The 16,395-nt window shown below is 55.7% G+C and carries 13 protein-coding genes, 1 tRNA gene and 1 pseudogene; 10 read left to right on the top strand and 5 right to left on the bottom strand.

The genetic code is table 11. From position 1 onward, the window contains the following. The first annotated feature begins 81 nt into the window (after positions 1–81). The 6 genes and pseudogenes from CA54_RS12855 (at position 82) to CA54_RS12830 (ending at position 4,870) form a co-directional block, all read left to right on the top strand. Positions 82–378 carry a DUF1580 domain-containing protein gene (locus CA54_RS12855; protein ID WP_146371139.1) on the top strand — a complete coding sequence of 99 codons (297 nt, stop codon included), beginning with the start codon at positions 82–84 and terminating at the stop codon, positions 376–378. Positions 379–405: 27 nt separating this feature from the next. Further along, positions 406–479, top strand: a tRNA-Asp gene (locus CA54_RS12850). Between the two features lie 77 nt (positions 480–556). Beyond that, on the top strand, positions 557–1,936 hold the full coding sequence (locus CA54_RS12845) for a ParB/RepB/Spo0J family partition protein (protein ID WP_197532423.1): 1,380 nt from the start codon (positions 557–559) through the stop codon (positions 1,934–1,936). After that, positions 1,933–2,736: a hypothetical protein gene (locus tag CA54_RS12840; protein ID WP_146371137.1), complete on the top strand. Its 804-nt coding sequence runs from the start codon at positions 1,933–1,935 to the stop codon at positions 2,734–2,736. Before CA54_RS12845 ends, CA54_RS12840 begins: the two co-directional genes overlap by 4 nt. Positions 2,737–2,926: 190 nt before the next feature. Continuing rightward, the gene (locus tag CA54_RS12835) at positions 2,927–3,193 is read left to right on the top strand and encodes a hypothetical protein (RefSeq protein WP_146371136.1); all 267 of its coding nucleotides are present in this window, start codon (positions 2,927–2,929) and stop codon (positions 3,191–3,193) included. Positions 3,194–3,859: 666 nt separating this feature from the next. After that, positions 3,860–4,870, top strand: a pseudogene (locus CA54_RS12830) (DUF1214 domain-containing protein). Between the two features lie 168 nt (positions 4,871–5,038). Here CA54_RS12830 and CA54_RS12825 read toward each other — a convergent pair. Continuing rightward, complete coding sequence (locus tag CA54_RS12825; protein WP_146371135.1) at positions 5,039–6,184, bottom strand: hypothetical protein; 1,146 nt, start codon at positions 6,182–6,184, stop codon at positions 5,039–5,041. A gap of 187 nt (positions 6,185–6,371) precedes the next feature. Further along, complete coding sequence (locus tag CA54_RS12820; protein ID WP_146371134.1) at positions 6,372–6,950, bottom strand: hypothetical protein; 579 nt, start codon at positions 6,948–6,950, stop codon at positions 6,372–6,374. Positions 6,951–7,114: 164 nt separating this feature from the next. Here CA54_RS12820 and CA54_RS12815 point away from each other — a divergent pair, with 164 nt between their 5' ends. Next, complete coding sequence (locus CA54_RS12815; RefSeq protein WP_146371133.1) at positions 7,115–8,221, top strand: Gfo/Idh/MocA family protein; 1,107 nt, start codon at positions 7,115–7,117, stop codon at positions 8,219–8,221. A gap of 7 nt (positions 8,222–8,228) precedes the next feature. On the opposite strand, the gene CA54_RS29325 is transcribed toward CA54_RS12815, so the two are convergent. The 3 genes from CA54_RS29325 to CA54_RS12805 all read right to left on the bottom strand — a co-directional run bounded on the left by CA54_RS29325 (position 8,229) and on the right by CA54_RS12805 (position 11,212). Next, positions 8,229–8,405: a hypothetical protein gene (locus tag CA54_RS29325; protein ID WP_197532421.1), complete on the bottom strand. Its 177-nt coding sequence runs from the start codon at positions 8,403–8,405 to the stop codon at positions 8,229–8,231. 144 nt (positions 8,406–8,549) lie between these two features. Then, complete coding sequence (fbaA, locus tag CA54_RS12810; RefSeq protein ID WP_146371132.1) at positions 8,550–9,572, bottom strand: class II fructose-bisphosphate aldolase; 1,023 nt, start codon at positions 9,570–9,572, stop codon at positions 8,550–8,552. A 200-nt stretch (positions 9,573–9,772) separates the two neighbouring features. Continuing rightward, a complete protein-coding gene (locus CA54_RS12805) occupies positions 9,773–11,212 on the bottom strand; it encodes a DUF1501 domain-containing protein (protein WP_146371131.1) in 1,440 nt (479 codons plus the stop codon). 184 nt (positions 11,213–11,396) lie between these two features. Between CA54_RS12805 and CA54_RS12800 the strand changes: the two genes are divergently transcribed. The 3 genes from CA54_RS12800 to CA54_RS12790 all read left to right on the top strand — a co-directional run bounded on the left by CA54_RS12800 (position 11,397) and on the right by CA54_RS12790 (position 16,383). Then, a complete protein-coding gene (locus CA54_RS12800) occupies positions 11,397–12,296 on the top strand; it encodes a hydroxypyruvate isomerase family protein (RefSeq protein WP_146371130.1) in 900 nt (299 codons plus the stop codon). A gap of 145 nt (positions 12,297–12,441) precedes the next feature. Beyond that, a complete protein-coding gene (locus tag CA54_RS12795; RefSeq protein WP_146371129.1) occupies positions 12,442–14,385 on the top strand; it encodes a vWA domain-containing protein in 1,944 nt (647 codons plus the stop codon). Between the two features lie 120 nt (positions 14,386–14,505). Continuing rightward, entirely contained in the window at positions 14,506–16,383 is a 1,878-nt protein-coding gene (locus tag CA54_RS12790; RefSeq protein ID WP_146371128.1) for a vWA domain-containing protein, read from the top strand. Positions 16,384–16,395 lie beyond the last annotated feature (12 nt).

The raw sequence follows: 16,395 nt of genomic DNA, 5'->3' as shown, positions 1-16,395 counted from the left end.
AGTCTCATCGCTTGACTGTTCCCGCAGAGCTCATCGTACCGTTGCATCAGTAGTTAAATCTCACTGATCTGAGGTACTGAAATGAGCATCGACCTTGCGAACGAAACTCCCATCACTCTTGCCAAAGCCGCCCAGACGCTTCCTGGTGGTGCAGTCCACGTTTCCACGATTCACCGCTGGCGGATGAAAGGTGTTCGTGGCGTCCGACTCGAAACGTTTCTCCGTGGCGGCATTCGCTACACCACCGATGAGGCGATCGAGCGATTCTTTGCGGCCACCACCGCCGCGGCCGATGGCGACACTCCGCCCGTTCGGACACTGCGACGGCGGGAGCGGGAAATCACAGCAGCCGAGCGTGATTTTGACACCAACATCTGAGCTACGGAGCACAAAGCAAGCCAGTGCGGCCCAGTAGCTCAATTGAATAGAGCGCGCTTTTGTCAAAGGCGGGGATGTCGGGTCGAGTCCGACCGGGGCCAAACTGGCTGTGTGAAGCACAATGGATAGTATCACATCGCCCAAGTCTACGGCTAGAAGGCGGCAGCGGAGTGCGGAATTGGGACATGACCCAATTTCAGAACGTCCGCTTTTGGAAATTCGTCCGTCGCCTGAAAACGACGATATCTACGGCGTCATCAATCGCGATGATCCAGAGATTATCGCGATGGCCGAATCTATTCGGGAATTCGGAGTTCGCGAGCCCCTGGTGATCAGCTTGGACGGCTTCATCCTTTCCGGCCATCGTCGCTACACCGCGGCTAAGCGGCTAGGGTTGCTGACCGTGCCTTGTCGGGTTGATCCAATTCGGCGCGAGGATGACATCGACCAATTCGTTCTGTTGCTCCGCGAATTCAACCGCCAACGTGATAAGAGCTTGGCCGTCAAACTGCGCGAAGAGCTGATTAACGCGAATCCTGAAGAATCCCACCGGGCGCTTTCGGAGTATCGAACACAGCAATCCGGTGTCGATGCCGATGCTTTCGAAATCGTTGGTCGCAAACAGCGGGCGAAGATCAGCAAGGCCAAGCAGCCGATGCTGGATGCGATTTTCAAAGTCATTAACGATGGGAGGAAGTTCTGGCCGTTGTCGGACCGCGCGATTCACTACGGCCTGCTGAACGATCCACCGCTGAAACACGCCAGCAAATCCAATTCGGTATACGACAACTCGGGAAAGTCGTACAAGGCATTGGTCGAATTGCTCACCAGGGCGCGGTTGGCTGGTCACATCGACTGGCGTGCAATCCATGATCCCACGCGGCCGGTCACCACGTGGAAGGTGTACGCTAACCCCCGTCGATTCATCCGGGAACAAGTCGATCATCTTCTCAAAGGTTACTACCGGAATCTGATGCAATCGCAGCCCCATCACATCGAGATTGTGGCCGAGAAAAACACCATCAAACCGATTCTTAAGCCCGTGGCAGGAGACTTCACCATACCGCTAACCTCGGGTCGCGGGTATTGCAGTTTGCCACCCCGGTACGCGATGGCCAAGCGGTTTCAACGCAGTGGCAAAGCCAAGTTGATTCTCCTGATGGTTTCCGACTTCGATCCGGACGGTGAAGAGATTGCACAAAGCTTCGCCCGGTCGAAGCGTGATGATTTCGGCATCGAGGAAATCCATCCGATTAAGGTGGCGCTGACCGCGCAGCAGGTGCAAGAATACGAATTGCCACCTGTGATGACGGCCAAGGCCACATCGACCAATTATGACCGGTTCGTTGATCAGTACGGCGATTCGGTTTTCGAGTTGGAAGCCCTCGATCCGGACGACTTGCAGACGATTCTCACCACGGCGATTGAATTGGTCATCGACATAGACGCCTACAACCACGAGGTTGCAGAGGAAGAAAAAGACGCGGCATTCCTGGACGGCGTGAGGAACACCGTACACGTTGCACTCCAGCAAATGAATTGGGAGTCCGACGAATGAACGGACTTTTCCAATTCTGCTTGCCTGAATCGTTTCACCCGCGTGAATTCCTGCGGACACCGAATTTGATTCACCAGGCTGATGACGCTCGCTATTTCATGTCGCTGATTCTCACCAAGACAGCTCGCGGTCAAGTTGATCAATTTGGGAACGTCCGCCTAATGGCCAAGTACTTACGGAACATCATGCACAAGCACCGCTACAACCATGTGGTGGATGCATTGCTGGAACGTGGAGCTGTTGAGCGAGTTCCTTATCAGGTAGGGAAGCAGTCGTTCGGGTATCGGTTGGCAGAGAGATTCCGCGACGACAAGCACGTCCGCATCGCGGCGGAAGATTTCCGGTTGATTGATCGACTGCGATCGTTTCACGAGGAAGCAGAACACGAGCGGCAATCAAGAATGAAGCCCGAGCACTTCGCCCTGGAGCGGCATCAGCAACTTTTGACGATCGACGGGAATCAGGTCCGTGACATCATCGCGTCTTTGCCCCAACGGTCGAATCCGTGGGATAGCCAAGGCGTGCTGGTCCGCGATATCGAAGATCGGGATTTTCATGTCAACGTCGGTCGATTCGGACGACTGAGCAACAACATCACTTCCATGAAACTGGAGATTCGGCCGGCGCTTCGCCTCCGGTCAGAACCGCTACAGCACGTCGATATTCGCTGTTGTCAACCAGCACTCATCGGGAGAGAGTTAAGGTCCAAGACAGAGGACAAAGCCCAATCAGGGCGCAGGAAGGAACAGGCAACAGAAGCAGGACAAGCGGGCTCCATCGTCCCACGGCGGGGATGTTGATCGATACTGCGAGCTGGTCCAGACGGGTGAATTCTACGATTTTCTGCTGACCGAACTGAGAATTGGGGCATGTCCCAATTTCACCCGCAACGACCTGAAGAAGCGGTTTCTGGCCGATGTCGTAGCGAAGCGGAAGGCCAATCGACACGGGGCTGAATATCCGTCCGATGTCGAGGATGCATTCCGACGGTTGTTCCCTTCGGTATACCAATTTATTCGCGAAATAAACCGGGACGGTTGGGAGCACGAAAACCTGATTCGTCGGCTACAGCAGGAAGAGTCGAAGCTCGTCATTGAGACCGTCGCGGCCGACCTGATTGCCCGGCATCCCGAAGTATTCGTGCTGACGTTGCATGGCGCGATATTTACCACGGCCAGCGGAATCCCGGTGGTGGTCGGCGCATTTGAAGCGGCATTCGATCAGATTGGATACCCGATGTCGTTGAAGGTGGCATGATGCGACGCAGATGCCAACCGCTGTGTATCGCCATATCCCCCAAACGGTGAGACGACGGGGCAAACGCGGCCTGGGGGATGTCCTTCTGGGGCGAGAGAGGATTCCGAATTCTTTCTTCTCCCTCGCACGCACGCGCGAGGCAGGACTACCGGTAGTCTACCGGATTCGCCACCGGCCGATTCTTAAAGTACCGCGAAAACATGGGAAACAATGCACTTCAGTGATAGTGTTTGCAAAAGGCGTTTTGGTGGCTAGAATGCCTATAAACACCGAGGAATTTCAGGCTATTCGCGTCTAAGATAGTTGCTTTGGGAGCCGGGGGTCGCAGGTTCGAATCCTGTCGTCCCGACTATTCTTTCAATCCGGCCATTTGTTTGAACGCTGCTCTCATCGGTTTGGCCGTCCAATTACTACTTATATCTGCCGCCAACAATTAATTGTTCTTGTGCGTCGCAAACAATATAACTTGGCCGCGACATGCTCACCGTCGCGTCAAGCAAGGCGTAGATGGGGACGCTTTTGTGGACCACCGACGCGGCTTTCGCCACCTTGAAACTGTTTGTCTAGAACCAGTTTCAAAACCCGGTTGCGCTTGTTCTCGAAACGTTCAGATCAGTGTCAGTGAGACGCGTCAGAGAGTTTTGAAACTACTTGTAGGAGTTTCCGATGATCTCTGCACGAATCACCTTCGCATTGTTTTTCTGCCTCACGTCGACTGCGGCGTATGCCGGCGAACCAGTCAATGTCCTGAACTATGTTCGTGCTGAGAGCGACATGCAGTTTAAGGGCTATGCTGACAAGGCCGGGGGCGTGGGCAAGTTCATGAACTTTCGCGAGGTGTACTCGGTCGAGAACCAGACGACGATCCGTGGCAACCGGGACACGCTGTACTCGTTCGGCGTTTATGACCTGACCAGCCCGGTGACGGTCATCAAACCGGAATCAACGGACCGGTTCCAGTCGCTGTTAGTGATCGATCAGGACGAATACAACCCGGTGCTCAAGAACGGCGCGGGCGAGGTGAAGCTGACGATCGACACTGTCGGCACGCGGTATGTGATGGTTTTGTTCCGCACGTTTTGCGATCCGAACAGCCGGGAGGACATGAAGAAGGCCCACGCAATGCAAGACGCGATCCAGATCAAGCAGGCGTCGCCGGGCAAGCTGGAATTGCCGGATTGGGACGAGACGTCACTCGTGGCGACCCGCAAGGCGCTTAATGGTCTGGTGTCGAAGCTCGATGGCGTGCCGAAGGCCTTCGGTCCCCGAGGTGAAGTCGACCCGACGCAGCACCTAATCGGTGCCGCGTACGGCTGGGGTGGCAACCCGCAGCGCGGAGCGATGTACTTCAACGTCGTGCCGGAGAAGAACGACGGCAAGACCGCCTACACGCTGACGATGCCCAAGGACGTGCCCGTTGAGGCCTTTTGGTCCGTCACGCTCTAAAACAAGGACGGTTTCTTTACTCCTAACAAACTCAACGCCTACTCGTTCAACAGCATCACCGCCAAACGCAACAGTGACGGAACGGTCACGATTCACTTTGGCGGCGACCCAAAGGCGACGAACTACTTGCCAATCAATGACGGGTGGAACTACATCGTTCGTTGCTACTTGCCCGGCTGGCAAATCATCGAGGGCAATTGGACCCCGCCAGCGCCGCAACCAGTCAAATGAAAGCCACGTTGAGCACCGTTATCTAAAGCCAGGTCGCTCCGCAACGTCGTCCCGACAATGTTAGAAAACGAGCCTTTCGACGCGTCCTGCAGGGCACTCGGCGAAAGGCTTGCTCTATTTCCGAGGCGGCGGTTTTGTTTGTTTGCCCCTGCGCCCCAGGAGAGACCATCAGCGCTGATAAATCGGGAGTAGCTGATACGGGGGTGTGAGGGCCAGGATGGTGAGGGCTGTCGTGTAGACGTTGCCGAATTGGCCGTCGTGCATCGCTTCGCGGTCCCAGGAACCGTCGGCCCGTTGATTGGTGAGCAGCACTTTTTGCAAGTCGGGGTAAAACCGCTCCCAGTATTTTCCGCCGAGCTGAAACATGGCTTGGCTGCAATAGTAGGCGCTGTAGTGGTAACGGTCGTCGCTTTGTTGACGGCGATTGTAGTGCGTGAAGGGGTGTTGCAAGATCCAGCGTCCGCCGGCCTGCGCCATTTCGGTATGGTGTTCACCGCCCATAGAGAGGGCCACAATGCCTCCGCCCACAGTGCCGCCACTGGCGTAGTGTTCTTCGTCATGCGCTAGTCCATAGACGAATTCCCCCTTCTGCGGGACATAACAGCGGCGAACGTACCCCATTGCATCATCGATGAATTCGGCCGGCACGTCGAATTCGGCGTTCTTGGCGGAGCGGTAAAACATCAATTGCCAACTCGTGGCGGTCAGGTCAGAATCGTTGGGGCCGTAGGGAGCAATGTATCGCCAACCGCCGTGATCGCGGGGATTGCGTTTGCGGCGGGTTTGTCGCATGCGGGAAAACTTAAGCGCGCGGGGAATTGATTCTCGGATGCGGTTGCTGAGATCTCCGGTGGTCATGCCATAGACCTCGCCTAGCATCAGCCCGGCGATGGCATGATTGTAATTCGGCCGCCCCCTGCTTCCGCTGCCACGAGGCTCGATCGAGAGAACGCCGGAAGCATGTTGTGTGGAAAGGACAAATTCAATCGCGCGTTCCAACTGATCGCCATAGGGCCCCATGCCGGGAACATGCCCGCGCGAGAGAAACGCCATGATGCACAAACTGGAAACGCCGGGTTGCCCTGACCTGAGAGTCATGAACGAACCGTCCGCTTGTTGATTCCGGGCAATAAATTCCAGACCGCGATCAACAGCCGTGTCGATTTGTTGCCACTGCCCCGCGGAAAGCACATTGAGATTGGGTGTGGTATTCGTCGCGGCAATTGACCGCTCCTGCGCAACGGCCGTTGCTGCCGGAAAAATGCAGAGAACGGCCACGCATGTGAACAGTAGAATTCGAGAAGGTTGCGACATCGAGTGCATAGTCAGCCACCGTGCTAGGAGACGTTCGAGGAGTGGGCGGACAGGGATCGGTACGCAAACCACTAACCTTCTTTCGTGTTTTGCAGCGGATTCTTAATGTAACATACGCGCCGCAGCAAACCACCCGAGTTCTAAATCGGCCGGTCTCGAGAAACGATGAGATGAGCACCGTTCGGTACTACCGAGAGAGCATTACCGTCAAATAAACAGGGCCTTTGTTCTGAATTTCGCGCGGCTTTCCGTCTTGTCCACCGACCGGGATGATCACGGTTCCGTAGCCGGGTGCGGAAACTTCGGCCCAGACTTTTGACGTGAGCACGGATCCGACTTCGGAGTACCGGCTGTATGTGCCGTGGGCCATGAATCGCCGCGTCAGCACGACGCGCCCCTGCTGGTCCGTCTCCCCCTGTAGAGGATTCGCATGATCTGCATCGGGACCAAAATGTATTTTACTCAGGTTTTCTGGGCGTATTTCCAATGGATGTGATGGCCCATCGAAAAGAGTGACCATGGCCTTCGGTATGGGCATTTGCGTCCTTGCATCGAGCACAAGGACGTGCACGTCAAGTTCGTGGGAACCAATCCAATGGACTCGGGTAAAAATACCGGCCGCGGAAAGAAGGCCGAACAAAATGCCAAGTACGGCCAACACCGCTAAAATAATTAACCACCACCGCCTGCGGTCTAGGCGTGCAACGTAAGCATCCAATTCTGCGTCGGTTGACTTCTGCATACACATCTCCGGGAGTTCACCCATCAATCATATCCGCGGCCGGTCGTCGAGGCAAAACGGGGATTGTGCTTGCGAAATCAGATTCGTTCAACGCACAATGGTGGTATCACACGAATGATGCACGGCAGACGGGGTCTGCCCGACAATGCTGCACTACGAATCAATGCAAAAACAGGGAACTGAAATTCATGGCCGATCAATACCGCGTGGCGATCATTGGCAGTACCGGGCGGGGCAATTATGGGCATGGGCTGGATACGGTGTGGCATGAGATTCCCCAAACCGAAGTCGTTGCCGTCGCGGATGACAACGCCGAGGGACTGGCCGCTGCTTTAAAAAAGACCGGGGCGGCTAAGGGATATGACAATTACGCACAGATGCTCAAACAGGAGCAGCCGGATATTGTCGCCATAGGACCGCGGTGGATCGACCGGCATCACGAAATGGTGCTCGCCTGTACCGAGGTCGGCGCCCATATGTATATGGAAAAACCATTTTGTCGTACGATGGCCGAAGCGGATGAAATGATGAAAGCCGTTGAGGCAACCCACGTGAAACTGGCGATCGCTCACCAAAGTCGATACTCGCCTGTGCTAACAGCCATTCAAAAAATGATTGCCGAAGACAAACTCGGTACGCTGCTGGAAATTCGTGCGCGGGGTAAGGAGGATCGCCGCGGTGGAGCGGAGGACCTATGGGTGTTAGGGACGCACGTGCTGGACTTGATGCGCGCACTGGCCGGTGATGCCCGTTCTTGCAATGCGCGGATGACGAACAAGGGACAACCGTTGACCAAAGCGGACGTCCACCCCGGCGGCGAAGGACTCGGCCCGTTGGCCGGTGATGGCCTGTCGGCGACGTACGTTTTTGATAAAAATGTGAACGGCTATTTCTCGTCGTATCGCAATCAGGCGGGCAATCCGCGACGGTTTGGGCTGCAGATATTTGGCTCCAAAGGGATCGCGGAGCTATTCACCGGATATCTGGTGCCGGGCTATTATTTGCCCGACTCGTCTTGGTCGCCGGGACGTACCGGCGCGCAGTGGGTGCCGATCACTTCCAATGGACCGGGCAAACCGGAAAGTCTCGACGGCGGCAACTTGCATTCGGGCAACGTCGCAGCCGTTAAGGATTTGATCGTAGCGATCGAAGAAGACCGTCTGCCGCTGGGCAACATCTACAATGCCGCCGGCGCGACGGAGATGATTCATGCGGTCTTTGAATCGCACCGCCAAAAAGGCCCGGTCGAGTTCCCGCTGAAGAACCGCGAACACGCGCTGACGATGTTGGACTGACAGCCGACTAGTATGTGGCGCTGGTCGGCGCGTTGAGCGTGTGCCCGGTCGATTCGTGCCAGACCTGTCGCGCTTCCACGACATTGGTGGTCGTCCCCTTCCAGTCGGGCAACAACGCCTTGGCTCGCGCGGCGGTACACGCCGGGCAGCTCAGCAACAGCAGTGTGATTAGGACATATCGCATGCAGGTCTTATCGACATTGCACAACAGGGCACTTGAATGACCAGTTGTGAGATGGCCGAAAGGTGCGAATTCTGTTTCCTAGCGCAAACCGCCGCCCCGGGACGCTAGCATGAGCATCCCGGGGGGCGATTTCGTTATTGGAGACTAGGCGATGGTCTTGCCGGTGGAGCGGAGTTCTTCGCAGGCTTGGCCGAGACGTTCGGCGACGCCAGCTTCCCCTTTTTTCAGGTAGCTCCGCGGATCGTAAGCCTTTTTGACGCCGATCTCACCGTCGATTTTCAGCACGCCGGCGTAGTTCGTCATGATGTGATCGACGATCGGACGCGTGAAGGCATATTGCGTGTCGGTGTCGATGTTCATCTTCACGACGCCGTAGGCCAACGTTTCGCGGATCTCTTCCAACGGCGTGCCAGAGCCACCATGGAACACGAGATCGAATTCGGCTTCTTTACCATGCTTAGCAATCACCGCGTCTTGGCCTAGCTTCAAAATATCCGGACGCAATTTAACCGCACCCGGTTTGTAGCTGCCGTGTACGTTGCCAAATGTGGCGGCGAACAGAAAACGTCCGTGCCCGTTGAGGGTTTCGTAGACTTCCAGCATGTCTTCGGTCGTTGTGTACAACTTTTCGGCCGGTTGATCAGAGTGATCCACGCCGTCTTCTTCACCACCGACGACACCCGCTTCGACCTCGAGAATGATCTCGTTGCCCGCACACAGCTTGAGCAATTCGAGTGAAAGTTCCAGATTCTCTTTGAGCGGCAATTCCGAAGCGTCCAACATGTGCGATTGGAACAGGTTGGGCAAGCCGGCTTCGCGGCGGCGGGCTGTTTCGGCAATGAGCGGACGCAAGAATCCGTCGACTTTGCCCGGTTGACAGTGATCGGTATGCAGGCCGACGAAGATGTCGTATTCCGCAGCCAGGCGATGCGCCGCTTCGGCGAGCACGATTGCGCCTTTGGCGGCGTCGTTGACGCTTAAACCCGAGGCAAATTGTCCGCCACCGGTGGAGACCTGAATGATGCCGTCCGACTTGTTATCGGCAAACGCCTTCAAAGCGGCGTTGATTGTCGTCAACGAGGTGACGTTGATCGCGGGATACGCATAATCGCCCGCTTGGGCGGCGTCGAGCATACGGCCATACTGTTCCGGTGTTGCAATGGGCATTGTCTGAAGCCTAGTCACATAAAGAAGAGAAAATTCGCGCAAAATCCAGCCAAACGGCTTTCAGCGCAACGACCGCGCACGACAGAATGGGGCGGTCAGGCATCTGTATTACCAGCTTTACCAGTTCGGTTCAAGCGAGCGAGTTTTCGCCATAAAACGGCACCGCACAACGGCTTTGGCAATGACTGGGAATGGCCGATTTACGCTACAATATCGGTGATCACATTGCCGCCGTGGGCGATCGCAATCGGCCGGTTCGTGCGGTCGGGAACCATCATATGCGGGTCGATGCCCAGCAAATGGTAGATTGTGGCAACGATATCTCCCGGTGAAACGGGGTGGCTAGTCGGATAGGCCGCTTGTTTGTCAGTGGTCCCGAAGATCGTACCGCGACGGACTCCGCCCCCGGTGAGCAGGCTGAATCCGCACTGCGGCCAATGGTCGCGACCCGCTTTGGCATTCACCCGCGGAGAACGTCCCATTTCTCCCATGACCACAACCAGGGTCGAATCCAGCAAGCCACGTTGTTCGAGGTCTTCGATTAGTGCCGGGTAGACCATGTCGAGTACCGGCAGGTTTTCTTCTTTGAGCATGCCGAAATTGTTTTGGTGCATGTCATACGAATGCCCATAGCGGCCGAAAATCTCGGCGTGCACGCTGATAAACGGCACCCCCGCTTCGACCAATCGCCGTGAAACCAGCAGGCTGGAGCCCATCATGTTTCGACCATATTGATCGCGCAAGGAGTCTGGCTCGCGGTCGAGATCAAAGGCATCGCGGACTTTGCTGGTGGAGAGCATGGCCAGCGCGCGTTGTTGGACTTCATCCATGCGAGCAATCGCCGGCGACGATTCCGCTTGCGCGAACGCGCTGTCTAGTTTTTGCAGCATCGACAAACGACGGTCGAGTCGATCGACGTTCATCTCCGGTAAGACGTCCAATGCCGGCAGCGTCGGCGCTCCCATCGGGCGGACTGGATCGTAATAATTCACGCTCGGTTCGCGATCAAATTTCGGATCGCATTCTCCAAACAGCGGATCGTAGCGATGTCCTAAAAATCCGCCGTAAGGTCCCGGACGGCGGATACCGGGGTACATGGTCCGTTCGCCGAAACCGGGAAAACAAGGCAAGCAAACAGCCCCCGGCATTTCCCGGGGCCCCATATTCAGGTACTGGCAGATGGCGCCGATATCGGGCGGATCGGTGGGTTCCGGGGCCAGTTGATTGTTGGCCCCGCCGGTGAATCCGGTCATCATAGCCAACGGATTGTGTGCGTTGTAGGTGTGAGTGACCGTCCGCACGATGGTCGCCTGATGCATGTACCGCGCGGTGTTGGGCAAATGCTCGCAGATTTGTAATCCGGGCAATGAGGTGTCGATGGGCTGAAACTCACCGCGGACTTCCACCGGCGCGAGCGGTTTCATGTCGAACATGTCCATCTGGCTCGGACCGCCCAGCAAGTTCAGCAAGATCACCGACTTCGCAGTACCACCGATCGGAGCGGCGGGGGAGGGACGTGCGGCGGCTAATAAGCGAGGCAACGTCATGCCGCCGAACAGAGAAAGCCCACCGACGCGCATCAACTCGCGACGGGGCAGGCCATCGCAAAGTTGTGTGCGGCTCCCGAGAATTCGTAGCATGGAAGCCTCCCACCCCAGAGAATCCAGCAAAGCTGATGTTTATCGCTTATTTAATGTATCGCTGCCTAAGCGGCGGGTCAACGACATTCTTTTGTCAGTTGACCCTCGTTCAGTCGTGCGTTAGCGTGGAAATTTGAGGAAATAACCACGATCCGCCATTCTGTCCTGTTGGAAAGCAGTCATCATGCCCATGATTGATCGCCGCGCCTTTTTGGGAACCGCCGCAGCTGCGGGGTTTGTGACCGCCCAGTCGGCCGATGCAACTGAAGAGGTCTCTGCTGAAGAGCTCAGCCAATTGGGTCGCACGCCACACACAAAATTCGCAGTCAACATCGAAATGTGGTGGAAGAAGCTCCCCTTCCTGGAACGGATCAAACAAGCGGCCGCGTTCGGTTATCCCGCTTATGAATTCTGGCCCTGGGAGCGGCAAGACATTGACGCGATGGCTGCGCTAAGCCAAGAATTGGGCATTGAGTGCGCTCAGTTCACCGCCTGGGGATTTAGCCCCGGACTGAACGACCCTAAAAACCATGCAAACTTCGTCAAGAAAATTGAGGAAGGATGCGCAGCGGCGAAAAAGCTCAATTGCAAAAAGATGACTGTCGTCGGCGGCAACGACCAACCCGGCATGACGCAAAAGGAGATGCACGAGAATATCATCACCGGTCTGAAATTGGCTGCTCCCATCGCCGAAGCCAACGACATCATGCTGATTCTGGAAGCGATGAACATCCGCGTCGATCACAAAGGGCATTGCCTGTATGGCAGCCCGCCGTCGATTCATATCTGCAACGAAGTCGGATCGCCGCACGTGAAGATCAATTGGGACCTGTACCACATGCAAATCACCGAAGGGGACTTGTGTGGGCATTTGCGGGAAGGGATGAAAGCAGGGCAGATCGGATATCTGCAGTTGGCCGACACCCCCGGTCGCAATGAACCGGGGACAGGCGAGATCCATTACAATCGTGTGTTGAAGGAAGCGTACGACTTAGGTTACCGCGACTTTCTGGGGCTGGAATGCCGCCCCAAAACCACAGAATTGGCTGCCGCACAAGGAGTTGCTGCAGCCGACGTGTGGTAACCCAGGCAACACGCTCTCTGGACCTCTTCTTTGCAACCGCATCGGGGTATGGTAGACTGCAAACAGTTGTTCATCTCTTAAAGAGACCGCGTTTCTCGAAGGGTCAGTCGGGCGGCGCAGTTCGTTCGGGTAATTGGAGTTGGCTGTGACGCAAAGCACGCTAAACGTCCGTGCGGCTGATCCCCCAGGGACGGCTTCCGCTACAAAGAGCGGTCCGGCTTATTCCCGCTCAAAATGGCGTCTTCCCCGCGGCAAAAGCGCCCGCGCTTGGATCGCCAGTCTCGCATTTCATTTTGGACTGATGCTGCTCTTGGGCAGCGTCACTTATGTCGCCACCCAGGAATTCAAAGCGGCCGAAATCGAGAGTACGTTCGATCAACCGGAGCCGCGACGTGAATTTGAAACCGTGATACAGGCCGACGCCATCGGAAATGATTCCGATATGCAGTCTCAAGCCAACTCGGCAGCGATGGCCGCGATGTCGGGGCAGAATCCAAAGACGAATCTGGATGAGCAGCTCAAGGAACTCGATGACGCCGATTTCACCTTACCGGATGTGATTGAAAGTCCCGCGATGGCGGACTTGATTGAGCGGGTTGAGGTCAGTGGTGAATTTTCGGATATGGTCGGCGGTGTCGAAGGAGCACTGGACCGGTTGGTGGCCGAAATCCGGCAGTCGTTGCAAGAGCGCAAGACACTCGTGGTTTGGTTGTTCGATGCCTCCGGTTCGCTCAAAAAACGACGCACAGCGATCGCCGATCGTTTTCAAAGTATCTATTCGCAATTGGGCCAACTGCACGAACAAGACGACCCGCCACTAAAAACAGTCGTCGCTGCGTTCGGCGAAAGACACACCTTCATCACGGACAAACCGGTCGACGACATTGCCAAGATGACTGAGGCTGTACGTGACATCGTGATGGATGAATCGGGGACCGAAAACGTTTACGCCACCGTGCGCGACGCAGCGCAAAAGTACTACAAATATCGCACACGCGCCGGTTACAATGTGATGATCGTCGTGGTCACCGATGAGCGGGGGGATGACGAAGCACTGCTGGACAGTGTGATCAAATTCAATCGCCGGTATGGCATCCGCACCTATACGATCGGTAACGCCTCTAGGTTTGGCCGCGAGCTGGGATATGTCACCTGGACCTACCCCGATAAATCCACCAAACAGTTTCCCGTGCATCAAGGACCGGAAACAGCGATGGCGGAACGGTTGCGGCTCAGTTTTTGGGGAGGATCGAATCGCAACATGGTGCTGTCATCGGGACACGGACCATACGGCCTGACGCGATTGAGCGCCGAAACGGGCGGGTTGTTTTTGATTACCGATGACGTCGCCGGTGGTGCCAAATTCGACAAAGCAGTCATGAGAAACTATCGGCCCGACTACGTATCCCGTGCCGAATACGATCGGCGCGTGTCACAAAACAAGGCCAAAATGGCATTGGTGCAAGCCGCCGCCCTAACGAAAAACGAACGTGATGGCGAGATCAACGTCCCCCGAACTGAGTTCCGCGCCGACAGCGACAACATCCTGCGGCAACAGATGACTGAATCCCAAAAACCGATGGCCAAACTGACCTATCAGTTGGATCAGATTTTGAGCATCTTGGAAACCGGCGAAGCGGATCGCGAGAAGATTAGCGAGCCGCGTTGGCAGGCCGGTTATGATTTGGCGATTGGCCGCGCGTTGGCCATGAAGGTCCGCAGCTTAGGTTACAACTCCGTGCTGGCCGAAATGAAGGGCCAGCCGCGTAAATTCTCCGACCCCAAGAACGATCAATGGGCGCTCATTCCCTCCGACCAAATCATCTCCGGCGCCCGCGTGAAAAAACTAGCGGGTCGTGCGCGCACCTATCTGACACGCATTATTGACGAACATCCCAATACCCCTTGGAGCCTGTTGGCCGAACGCGAACTTTCGCAGCCACTTGGTTGGCAATGGGTTGAGCGCAGTGTGGGCTATGCCAAGATCGAAGAACGCATGCGTCAAGCAGGCGAAAACCAACCGCCGCGCGATGAAGCGGCACAGAAGAAGCGCCAACAACTTCAACGCGATGGACCGAAAGGGCTGTGATTGAATACCCGTGCGATAAGCCGCCGCGTCTCTTATCGAGATAAAGACGGATGCCCGCGCGATGCCCGGCCGCAGGCAGGAATCGTAAATACAGCACAACGAAACGATCGGAATTCCCTCATGCGTCAAAAACGAGAAGCGTCAGCTTTGATCACCTCCTTGGCGGTGCATCTTTTCATTTTGGCTGCACTCTTTATGGTGCAGTATGCGGTGGTCCAAAAGATCGAAGAGATCGACATTCAAACGGTGTTTGAAGAACAGGAGCGTCAGCAGCCAGAGTTCAACAGCACCTTAGATGCGGAGACCGAAATCTCCAACTCTCTGGCCGCCATAGCCGGCGGCGTGGCGACCGACGCTATCGGCGGTAACGAAGTCAATAATAACGCGAGAAAGTCGATCGAGGATACCACTAAGCCTAAGGACACCGATTTCCAGGCGAATATTCCGGCACCGCTTCCAGGCTTTGAGGAGATGGGCGACCAATTGGAGGACGGAGGAGAAGTGAACGGCGAGACCGGCGCTGCCGTCTCAGGCTATCCCGTGGCGATGAGCCGTATGACAGATGAGCTGCGACGACTGATGCGTGAAGGGAAGGGGCTGCTGGTCGTCTGGCTGTTTGACGAGTCCGACAGCATGCAGAATGACCAAAAGATGATTCGTGACGAATTCCATAAGATCTATGAAGAGCTGCGGATCGTCGAAGAGCAGGGCAAGCGCGCTGCCAAAAATCAGGACGCACCAATTCTGACAGCCATGCATAGTTTTGGCAAAGGAATCACAGACCTGACCAAAAAGCCAACCTCCAATGAAAACGTGATCAAAGCGGCGATCAACAATATCAAAGTGGACAAAAGTGGCGAAGAAAATATGAGCGGCGCCATCTCATACGTCATCGACAAGTATTCGACTATCGCCAATCGCGGCAATCGGCGATTGATCCTCGTCATTGTTTCGGATGAATCGGGAGATGACGGGGAAGCCTTTGACCTGACGCTGGTCAAGGCTAAAAAGGCCCGTGCCCCTTGCTACATTCTTGGCCGCGAATCGATCTTCGGGTATCCCTATGCCCGAGTGCGTTGGAAGGACTCGCAATTTGGGCTGACGCATTGGCTGCAGATTCGCCGCGGCCCCGAAACCGCTTATCCCGAATCGTTGCAATATGATGGTTTGCACGGACGCTGGGACGCGCAATCCGCCGGCTTTGGCCCCTACGAGCAGGTCCGGCTGGCCAAGGAATCGGGTGGAATCTTTTTCATCCTCCCCAGCGAAGAGGAAAATCTTGTTACGACCCAACATGGGGAGGAGCGGAAATTCCGTTTTGAGGCGATAAGAGAATATGCACCGGATCTGGTGTCCAGGAACGAGTATGCGCAGGATCGCAATGAAAGCGAATTTCGACGCACGATTTGGGATGTGATCGTCAAACTCAATCCACATCGTGACAAAGACTTGTACATTCGCGAACATTGGTATCAGGGCGACGAAGAAGGTTTCCGCGAAGAAGCGAAAATCTATTTCGGCCGCGCACTCCGCGCCATGGGCATGCTCAACGAAGCAAACAAAACGTTAGACAGCATTAAAGATCTGCGTGACACGGAGACCTCGCAGCGCTGGAAGGCCAATTACGACCTAGCTGCGGCGCAGGTCCTGGCCTATCGCGTGCGGCTGTTTCAATACTTGCTGGCAATGGACCAACACGCCAAGAACTACCCCGAACCGAAGAACCCTAAGAGCAATCGCTGGAACCTCCGTCGCACCAAGCAAATGCTGCCCCCGGATGAAGAGCAGGTAAAGATCACAAAGGTCGACATGAATGAGTTGAATAATCAGTTGGCACTGGCCACGAACCGTTTTCGGCAAGTCATATTCAAACATCGCGGCACCCCCTGGGCCTACCGGGCCAAATACGAAATGGACCAAGGCTTCGGCATGGAGTTCTTTGAAACGTTCCGCGACCCGCGTTACGATGAAGTCACAGTCGAATTGCCAAAACAATAACCCTCCTCGCGG

It is taken from the genome of Symmachiella macrocystis (assembly GCF_007860075.1).
In the GTDB taxonomy this organism is placed as follows: domain Bacteria; phylum Planctomycetota; class Planctomycetia; order Planctomycetales; family Planctomycetaceae; genus Symmachiella; species Symmachiella macrocystis.
The sequence above is the reverse complement of the archived record's forward strand: the minus strand, read 5'-3'. Positions and strand labels throughout refer to the sequence as shown.

What these genes read in the sequence shown, in the direction of transcription:
- CA54_RS12855 (WP_146371139.1), top strand. Translation starts at nt 82, where the DNA reads ATGAGCATCGACCTTGCGAACGAAACTCCCATCACTCTTGCCAAAGCC.
- CA54_RS12840 (WP_146371137.1), top strand. Translation starts at nt 1,933, where the DNA reads ATGAACGGACTTTTCCAATTCTGCTTGCCTGAATCGTTTCACCCGCGT.
- CA54_RS12825 (WP_146371135.1), bottom strand. Translation starts at nt 6,184, where the DNA reads ATGTCGCAACCTTCTCGAATTCTACTGTTCACATGCGTGGCCGTTCTC.
- CA54_RS12820 (WP_146371134.1), bottom strand. Translation starts at nt 6,950, where the DNA reads ATGGGTGAACTCCCGGAGATGTGTATGCAGAAGTCAACCGACGCAGAA.
- CA54_RS12815 (WP_146371133.1), top strand. Translation starts at nt 7,115, where the DNA reads ATGGCCGATCAATACCGCGTGGCGATCATTGGCAGTACCGGGCGGGGC.
- CA54_RS29325 (WP_197532421.1), bottom strand. Translation starts at nt 8,405, where the DNA reads ATGCGATATGTCCTAATCACACTGCTGTTGCTGAGCTGCCCGGCGTGT.
- fbaA (WP_146371132.1), bottom strand. Translation starts at nt 9,572, where the DNA reads ATGCCCATTGCAACACCGGAACAGTATGGCCGTATGCTCGACGCCGCC.
- CA54_RS12805 (WP_146371131.1), bottom strand. Translation starts at nt 11,212, where the DNA reads ATGCTACGAATTCTCGGGAGCCGCACACAACTTTGCGATGGCCTGCCC.
- CA54_RS12800 (WP_146371130.1), top strand. Translation starts at nt 11,397, where the DNA reads ATGCCCATGATTGATCGCCGCGCCTTTTTGGGAACCGCCGCAGCTGCG.
- CA54_RS12790 (WP_146371128.1), top strand. Translation starts at nt 14,506, where the DNA reads ATGCGTCAAAAACGAGAAGCGTCAGCTTTGATCACCTCCTTGGCGGTG.